Origin of the sequence: Clostridium malenominatum (assembly GCF_039521365.1) — a bacterium.
GTDB lineage: Bacteria > Bacillota > Clostridia > Clostridiales > Clostridiaceae > Clostridium_AW > Clostridium_AW malenominatum.
Genome location: NZ_BAAACF010000002.1, coordinates 151,460 through 159,437 on the forward strand (window position 1 = coordinate 151,460; position 7,978 = coordinate 159,437).

Annotated in this window: 6 protein-coding genes; all 6 read left to right on the plus strand. The window is 28.3% G+C overall.

The window, feature by feature from the left end; genetic code table 11:
• Positions 1 to 252 precede the first annotated feature (252 nt).
• Positions 253 to 1,356, plus strand: a complete 1,104-nt coding sequence (dnaN, locus tag ABDZ69_RS11915) for a DNA polymerase III subunit beta (RefSeq protein WP_343769911.1) — start codon at positions 253 to 255, stop codon at positions 1,354 to 1,356.
• 17 nt (positions 1,357 to 1,373) lie between these two features.
• A complete protein-coding gene (locus ABDZ69_RS11920; protein ID WP_343769913.1) occupies positions 1,374 to 1,580 on the plus strand; it encodes an RNA-binding S4 domain-containing protein in 207 nt (68 codons plus the stop codon).
• A gap of 105 nt (positions 1,581 to 1,685) precedes the next feature.
• Positions 1,686 to 2,783 (plus strand): DNA replication/repair protein RecF, encoded by a 1,098-nt coding sequence (gene recF / locus ABDZ69_RS11925; protein WP_343769915.1) that lies wholly within the window; start codon positions 1,686 to 1,688, stop codon positions 2,781 to 2,783.
• 18 nt (positions 2,784 to 2,801) lie between these two features.
• The gene (gene remB, locus ABDZ69_RS11930; RefSeq protein WP_343769916.1) at positions 2,802 to 3,065 is read left to right on the plus strand and encodes an extracellular matrix regulator RemB; all 264 of its coding nucleotides are present in this window, start codon (positions 2,802 to 2,804) and stop codon (positions 3,063 to 3,065) included.
• A 17-nt stretch (positions 3,066 to 3,082) separates the two neighbouring features.
• Positions 3,083 to 4,999, plus strand: coding sequence for a DNA topoisomerase (ATP-hydrolyzing) subunit B (gene gyrB / locus ABDZ69_RS11935; protein WP_343769918.1), 1,917 nt, complete (start codon positions 3,083 to 3,085; stop codon positions 4,997 to 4,999).
• Positions 5,000 to 5,020: 21 nt separating this feature from the next.
• Positions 5,021 to 7,597 carry a DNA gyrase subunit A gene (gene gyrA / locus ABDZ69_RS11940; RefSeq protein WP_343769919.1) on the plus strand — a complete coding sequence of 859 codons (2,577 nt, stop codon included), beginning with the start codon at positions 5,021 to 5,023 and terminating at the stop codon, positions 7,595 to 7,597.
• The last annotated feature ends 381 nt before the right edge of the window (positions 7,598 to 7,978 follow it).

The window sequence follows — 7,978 nt, forward strand, 5'->3', positions numbered from 1 at the left end:
TTATAATATTATCAAGTTATACTGTTGATTATTTAAATAATTTATTTTCACTTGAACAATGTGGATAACGTTAAGGAATTTGTTCTTACTTATACACAGTTATTTTTCATAAGCTTTCTTTTATTTTCAATGGTTTTAGGGGTTACTAACAAACTCACAGCCCCTACTACTACTATTACTGTTTTAATTATATTATCTTCTCTATATATAACTTAAAATTATTATGTGAATTAAAGTTTGGAGGTTTCCTTTATGAAATTTATTTGTGATAAAAATATACTAAACGAAGCAATATCAATTTCTCAAAAAGCTGTCACAGGAAAATCAACAATGCAAATACTTCAAGGTATTTTAATTAATGTTGAAAAAGACAATATTAAATTTACTGGTTCTGATATAGACTTAAGTATTGAAACTAATATAAATGCAGATATTTTAGAAGAAGGATCTATAGTTGTAGATTCTAAACTTTTTGGAGAAATTATTAGAAAATTACCTAATGATAAAATTGAAATTTCCCTAAAAGAAAATAATACTATTGATATAATATGCCAAAAATCTAAATTTAATTTAATACATATGAATGCTTCAGATTTTCCTGAGTTACCAAAGATAAATGAAAATATTATATTTTCGATTTCGCAAAAAAAGCTTAAAAGTATGATAAGGGCCGTAATATTTGCAATTGCTCAAGAAGAAACAAGACCTATACTAACTGGAGTTTTATTTGAAATTAAAAATAAAAAATTAAACTTAGTAGCATTAGATGGCTATAGGTTAGCACTTAAAACGGAAAACATAGATAACGAGAATGATATAAATGCAGTTATTCCAGGAAAAACATTAAATGAAGTATCAAAAATATTAGAAGACACTGAGGATCTGGTAAATATAACTTTTACACCTAACCATATATTATTTAGTATTGGAGAAACTAAAATAATATCTAGATTACTAGAAGGAGAGTTTATAAAATATAACTCTATAATTCCTGAAGATTATAATTTAAAGGTTATAGCAAAAAGAATGGATTTATTAAATTGTATAGAAAGAGCTTCTCTTATGGCCAAGGATGGGAATACTAGTTTAATTAAGCTTACAATAGACGGAGATAATATGGTAATAACTTCAAATTCTCAATTAGGAATGGTTAGGGAAGAATTTAATATAATATTGCAAGGTCAGTCTTTACAAATTGCATTTAACTCTAAATACTTAATTGATGTACTCAAGATAATGGAAGAAGATGAAATAATAATGGAGTTATCTAGTAGCGTTACTCCTTGCATTATAAAAAATAAAGAGATGGATAATTGTACTTATTTAATACTGCCAGTTAGATTATTAAATAATTAAGACTAGGAGAATAATAAATGACAAATATAGAAATAAACACAGAAATTATCAAATTAGATGCATTTTTAAAATGGTCAGGTTTTGTTGTTAATGGTTCGGATGCTAAACTTATAATTAGTGAAGGCGCTGTAAAGGTAAATGGTGAAGTTGAAACTAGAAGAGGACGAAAACTTACTAAAGGTGATAAAATAGAAGTAGAAAATGAATGTTATATTATAGTTTAAACTTTTTATATGCACAATGTATGATAAAAATAATCTCTTATACATTGTGCATACTAATTTGTGGAATATTTATATTATGGTATAATATTTATTAAAGGTGTTTTTATGTATATTAAGTATTTACAGTTAATTAATTTTAGAAATTATAAAAAACTATATATAGAACTTAGTAAAAATGTGAATGTATTTATTGGAGATAATGCTCAAGGGAAAACCAATATTTTAGAAAGTATTTATTATTCAAGTATAGGTAGGTCTCATAGAACAAATAAAGATAAAGAAATGATCAATTGGAACGCTGAAAATTCCTATATACAACTTTATGTTATTAACAATAGACTAGACAAAAAAGTTGAAATAAAAATATTTAAAGAAGGAAAAAAAGGAATAAATGTTAATACCATCAAGATTAATAAAATCAATGAACTATTTAAGATACTCAATGTAGTTATGTTTTCACCAGAAGATTTAAAAATAATTAAAGAATCTCCTTCTTATAGACGAAAGTTTTTAGATATTGAACTATGTAAATTAAATGAAAAATATTATTATAATTTAGTTCAATACAATAAGGTTTTAAACGAAAGAAATACTTTATTAAAAAAAATAGATGAAAATACAAAGAGTATAATAGATATTTATGATAATCAGCTTTCAACCTATGGAGCTTATATAATAAGTCAAAGAATTAAATATTTAGAAGAGATGAATTCTATAGGTTTTGATATACACAAAGACATAACATCTGGAATAGAGAATATAAAGTTTGATTATATATCTACTATTCCAATAACTAAAGAATTAGAAAAAAACTTTTATAATTCTTTAGTAAAAAATAGATTTAATGATTTTGAAAAAAGAATAACTACAATCGGCCCTCATAGAGATGATTTTAGTATAAAGATAAATGGCATAGATGTTAGAAGCTTTGGCTCACAAGGTCAGCAGAGAACATCTATTTTAACTATAAAATTCTCATCTCTCCACATTATAAAAAAACTAACAGGGGAGTATCCTATATTGTTATTGGACGATGTTTTATCAGAGTTAGATTCTAAAAGACAAAAATATATTTTAAATTCCATAAAGGATATTCAAACTATAATAACTTGTACTGGTTTGGAAAATATTGAAGATTATATAGATGATAGTGGCAAGATATTCAAAGTAACAAGAGGAGATTGTGTTGAGTATGACAAATAGTAAGAGGAGGAAATTTTTATGTTTTTGCATTTAGGAGAAAATATAGTTGTTCCTTTAAAAGATATAATAGGAATTTTTGATATAGAAAAATCTATGTATAGTTCTGATACTATGCAATTTTTGAGATTAGCTGAAGAAGATGGATTTGTAGAAAGAATTACTAAGGAAAAACCTAAATCTTTTGTAATAGCGGAGGTAAATAAAAAAAGTAAAATATATTTATCACCTATTTCATCTGCAACATTATCTAAAAGATCTCAATCAATATACTATGAACCTTAAATTTAAGGAGGATAAATATGTTAGAAGAAAAAAAACAACAAAGTTATGATGAAAGTCAAATACAGGTTTTAGAAGGATTAGAAGCAGTAAGAAAAAGACCTGGAATGTATATAGGTAATACTAGTGTAAGGGGTCTTCATCATTTAGTTTATGAAATAGTAGATAATAGTATAGATGAGGCTCTAGCAGGTTATTGTGATAAAATTGATGTTTTTATTAATAAAGATAATTCTATAACTGTTCAAGATAATGGTAGGGGTATGCCTGTAGGAATGCACCCTAAAATGAATATACCAACAGTTGAAGTTATTATGACAGTATTACATGCTGGTGGAAAGTTTGGTGGAGAAGGATATAAAGTTTCAGGAGGACTTCACGGAGTAGGTGCATCTGTTGTAAATGCTCTTTCAGAGGTTTGTGAAGTACAAGTAGCAAGAGATGGAGTTCTATGGAGACAAATTTATGAAAAAGGTAAGGCAGTAACTGGATTAGATAAAATTGGGGAAACAGAGGAACATGGTACTAAAACTTATTTTAAGCCAGATGCTGAAATATTTGAGGAATTAGATTTTGATTACGATACTCTAGCTCAAAGGTTAAGAGAATTGGCTTTCTTAAATAAGGGAATTAGTATAAATTTAAATGATGAAAGAGTGGATAAAAAAGAGGAGTTTTTATATGAGGGGGGAATAAAATCCTTTGTTTCGTATTTAAACAGAAATAAAGAAGTTTTACATTCAGAGCCAATTTACATAGAAGGTATGAAGGATGATTGTACTGTTGAAATAGCACTACAATATAATGACGGGTATAATGAAAATATATTTGCTTTTGCAAATAATATTGATACCATGGAAGGTGGAACTCATTTAGTAGGCTTTAAAAATGCTTTAACAAGAGTATTAAATGATTATGCTAAAAAGTTTGGACATTTAAAAGAAAATGATAAGAATTTATCTGGTGATGATATTAGAGAGGGATTAACAGCTGTAATATCAGTAAAATTAACTAATCCTCAATTTGAAGGACAGACTAAAACAAAACTTGGAAATACTGAAGTAAGAGGAATAGTAGATAGCATATTAGGAGAAGGTGTGGGTAATTTCCTTGAGGAAAATCCTAATGTAGGAAAAATTATTATAGATAAAGGATTAATGGCATCTAGAGCAAGAGAAGCTGCAAGAAAGGCTAGAGAATTAACAAGGAGAAAGTCAGTACTCGAAAGTAATGCTTTGCCTGGAAAATTAGCAGATTGCTCATCAAAAGATCCAAAGGAATGTGAAATATATATAGTAGAAGGTGATTCCGCGGGAGGATCAGCAAAGCAAGGAAGAAATAGAAGATTCCAAGCTATACTTCCATTACGTGGAAAAATTATGAATGTTGAAAAACAAAGGTTAGATAAAATCCTTAATTCTGAAACAATAAGATCTATGATAACTGCTTTTGGTGCAGGAATAGGTAAGGATTTTGATTTGGAAAAGATTAGGTATTATAGAATAATTATAATGACAGATGCAGACGTTGATGGAGCTCATATAAGAACTTTATTATTGACTTTTTTCTATAGATATATGAGAGAGTTGATTGAAAAAGGTCATGTATATATAGCACAACCGCCATTATACAAAGTAACTAAAAATAAAAAAGATCAATATGTTTATACAGATAGAGAGTTAGAAAAATTATTAGAAGAAATGGGTGGAAGAGATAACTCTATTCAAATACAAAGATATAAAGGTTTAGGTGAAATGAATGCGGAACAGCTTTGGGAAACAACAATGGATCCTGAGCATAGAATTTTATTAAGGGCTACAGTAGAGGATGCAATGGCTGCAGATGAAATCTTCACTATTCTTATGGGGGATAAAGTTGAACCACGTAGGGAATTTATTCAAGAAAATGCTAAGAAAGTTATGAATCTTGATATATAAAGGCGGAAGGTGTGAAGTGGAATGAACAACAATGAAGGAAAAGTTTTGGAAGTTGATATAAAGCAAGAAATGAAAAAATGTTATATCGATTATGCAATGAGTGTTATAGTAGGTCGTGCTCTTCCAGACGTAAGAGATGGTTTAAAGCCTGTACATAGAAGAATTCTATATTCTATGTATGAATTAGGTTTATCACCAGAAAAATCTTACAGAAAATGTGCTAGAATAGTTGGGGATGTATTGGGTAAATATCATCCACATGGAGATAGCTCTGTGTACGATGCACTTGTAAGAATGGCACAAGATTTTTCAATCAGATATACATTAGTAGATGGCCATGGAAATTTTGGTTCGGTGGACGGAGATTCTGCAGCGGCAATGAGATATACAGAAGCCAAAATGAGTAAGATTGCTGTTGAAATGTTAAGAGATATTAATAAAGAAACTGTTGATTTTATAGATAACTTTGATGGCTCTGAAAAAGAACCTGTAGTAATACCATCAAGATTTCCAAATCTTTTAGTTAATGGGTCATCGGGTATAGCGGTAGGTATGGCTACCAATATACCGCCACATAACTTAGTGGAAGTTATAGATGGCATAAATATGCTAATAGATAATTCAGAGGTTAGTATTCTTGAGCTTATGACAAAAATAAAGGGGCCAGACTTTCCGACTGCGGGAATAATTCTTGGAACTAAAGGAATAAGAGAAGCTTATGAAACAGGTAGAGGTAAAGTTTTAGTAAGAGCAAAAGCTGATATAGAAGAAGAAAAGAATAGACATAGAATTATAGTTACAGAATTACCTTATCAAGTAAATAAAGCTAAACTTATAGAGAATATGGCTGAATTAGTTAAGGATAAGAAAATAGAGGGTATATCAGATATTAGAGATGAATCAGACAGAGATGGTATGAGAGTTGTTATAGAAATTAAAAGAGATTCTAACCCTAATGTTGTGTTAAATCAATTATATAAACATACAAAAATGCAAGACACTTTTGGAATAATAATGTTATCTCTAGTAGATAATGAACCTCAAGTTTTAAATCTAAAGCAAATGCTTGTTTATTACTTAGATTATCAAAAGCAAGTAATAAGAAGAAGAACTCAGTTTGAACTAGATAAAGCATTAGCACGTGCTCATATTTTGGAAGGACTTAGAATTGCATTAGATCATATAGATCAAGTTATAAATTTAATAAGAGCTTCCAAAAATACGGAAGAAGCAAGAAATGGATTAATGAGTAAATTTGGCCTCACTGAAAAACAAGCTCAGGCTATACTAGACATGAGACTTCAAAGATTAACAGGCTTGGAAAGAGAAAAAATAGAAGAAGAATATAATGAATTAGTTAAGACTATAGCTCATTTAAGAGAAATACTAGAAAATGACGACTTAGTTCTAAGTATTATAAGAGATGAATTAAATGAAATAAAGAATAAATATGGCGACGAAAGAAGAACAGTAATACAAAAAAATACTAATGAGATAAATATTGAAGATTTAATTGAAGAAGAAGATGTTGTAATAACATTAACTCATTCAGGATATATAAAAAGAATATCTGCAGATGCATACTCATCACAAAGAAGAGGTGGTAAGGGTATACAGGCTGCTACAACCAAAGAAGATGACTTTATTAAGAGAGTATTTATTACATCAACTCATAGTGACCTTTTATTCTTCACTAATACGGGAAGAGTATATACACTTAAAACTTATGAATTACCTGATGCTGGAAGAACAGCAAAGGGTACTAATGTAATAAATTTAATACCATTAAATCCAAATGAAAGTATAATAGAAGTAATAGCAATGAAAGAAAAAGTAAATGAAGGATATTTAATAATAGCTACTAAAGGTGGAATTATTAAGAAAACACCTATAAGTGAATATTTATCTATTAGAAAAAATGGATTAAATGCTATTACTTTAAGAGAAGGAGATCAACTACTAAAGGTTAAGATAACAAGAGGAGATGCAGAAATATTCATAGTTACTCAAAATGGTTATTCAATAAGGTTTAGTGAAAAAGATATAAGACCTATGGGAAGAACTGCTTCAGGAGTAAAAGCAATAAGTCTAAGAGACGGTGATATTGCTGTTAGTATGGATATAATTGTAGAAGATGAAGAAATTTTAGTAGTAAGTGAAAATGGATTTGGTAAAAGAACCCCTGTTTCTGAATACACCCTACAAAATAGAGGTGGAAAGGGTATGTTAACATATAAAGTAACAGAAAAGACAGGAAACCTGGCAGCAGCTAGAGTAGTTAAAGCTACTGACGAACTGATGTTAATAAATAGTAGCAATACAGCTATAAGAATATGTGTATCAGATGTAAGTGTAACTAGTAGAAATGCTATGGGTGTAACTTTAATGAAGACTGATAAAGATGAAAAAATATTAGCAATTGCAAAGATAAATACTGAAGATGAAAAGATAGACAATAATAATAGTGATACTAACGATAATGATAAAGAAGTATTAGAGGATGTTCAGAACATAGATGATAACATAATAGAGTTTGAAGAGAATGCAGAAGATGAATTACTACAGGACATAGATGAAGATACAAATATAGAAGAATAGAAGAGTAATAAAGGTTATTTCTTATTTAAAAAATCAATTAAATAAGAATAACCTTTATTTTTACCTATAAATAAAGTCAACTTAGTCTAGTGTATCTTCATGAGATATATTAAGAAATAGTGAGATATTTAAAGTATTTTTTAAATTAACTTAGAATAAAATAATAATTTAAAGATATAATATATAATAAATTTGATAAAATAACTTTTGTCGCTAAAAGAAAGCGGCAAGCAAAAATAAAATATCACTTAAAACATAAAAAAAGCATTGACAATTTAGATTTAAAGTGATAACATAAAATAGTCGCAAATGCGACATGGTCTTTGAAAATTAAACAGAGTACATTAAGCCAGTCGATTCTTTAAAGAATCAAAATAATGG

Bases quoted from the DNA above. Each gene is read 5' to 3' on its own strand.
- dnaN (WP_343769911.1), top strand. From the start codon at position 253: ATGAAATTTATTTGTGATAAAAATATACTAAACGAAGCAATATCAATT.
- ABDZ69_RS11920 (WP_343769913.1), top strand. From the start codon at position 1,374: ATGACAAATATAGAAATAAACACAGAAATTATCAAATTAGATGCATTT.
- remB (WP_343769916.1), top strand. From the start codon at position 2,802: ATGTTTTTGCATTTAGGAGAAAATATAGTTGTTCCTTTAAAAGATATA.
- gyrA (WP_343769919.1), top strand. From the start codon at position 5,021: ATGAACAACAATGAAGGAAAAGTTTTGGAAGTTGATATAAAGCAAGAA.
- gyrB (WP_343769918.1), top strand. From the start codon at position 3,083: ATGTTAGAAGAAAAAAAACAACAAAGTTATGATGAAAGTCAAATACAG.
- recF (WP_343769915.1), top strand. From the start codon at position 1,686: ATGTATATTAAGTATTTACAGTTAATTAATTTTAGAAATTATAAAAAA.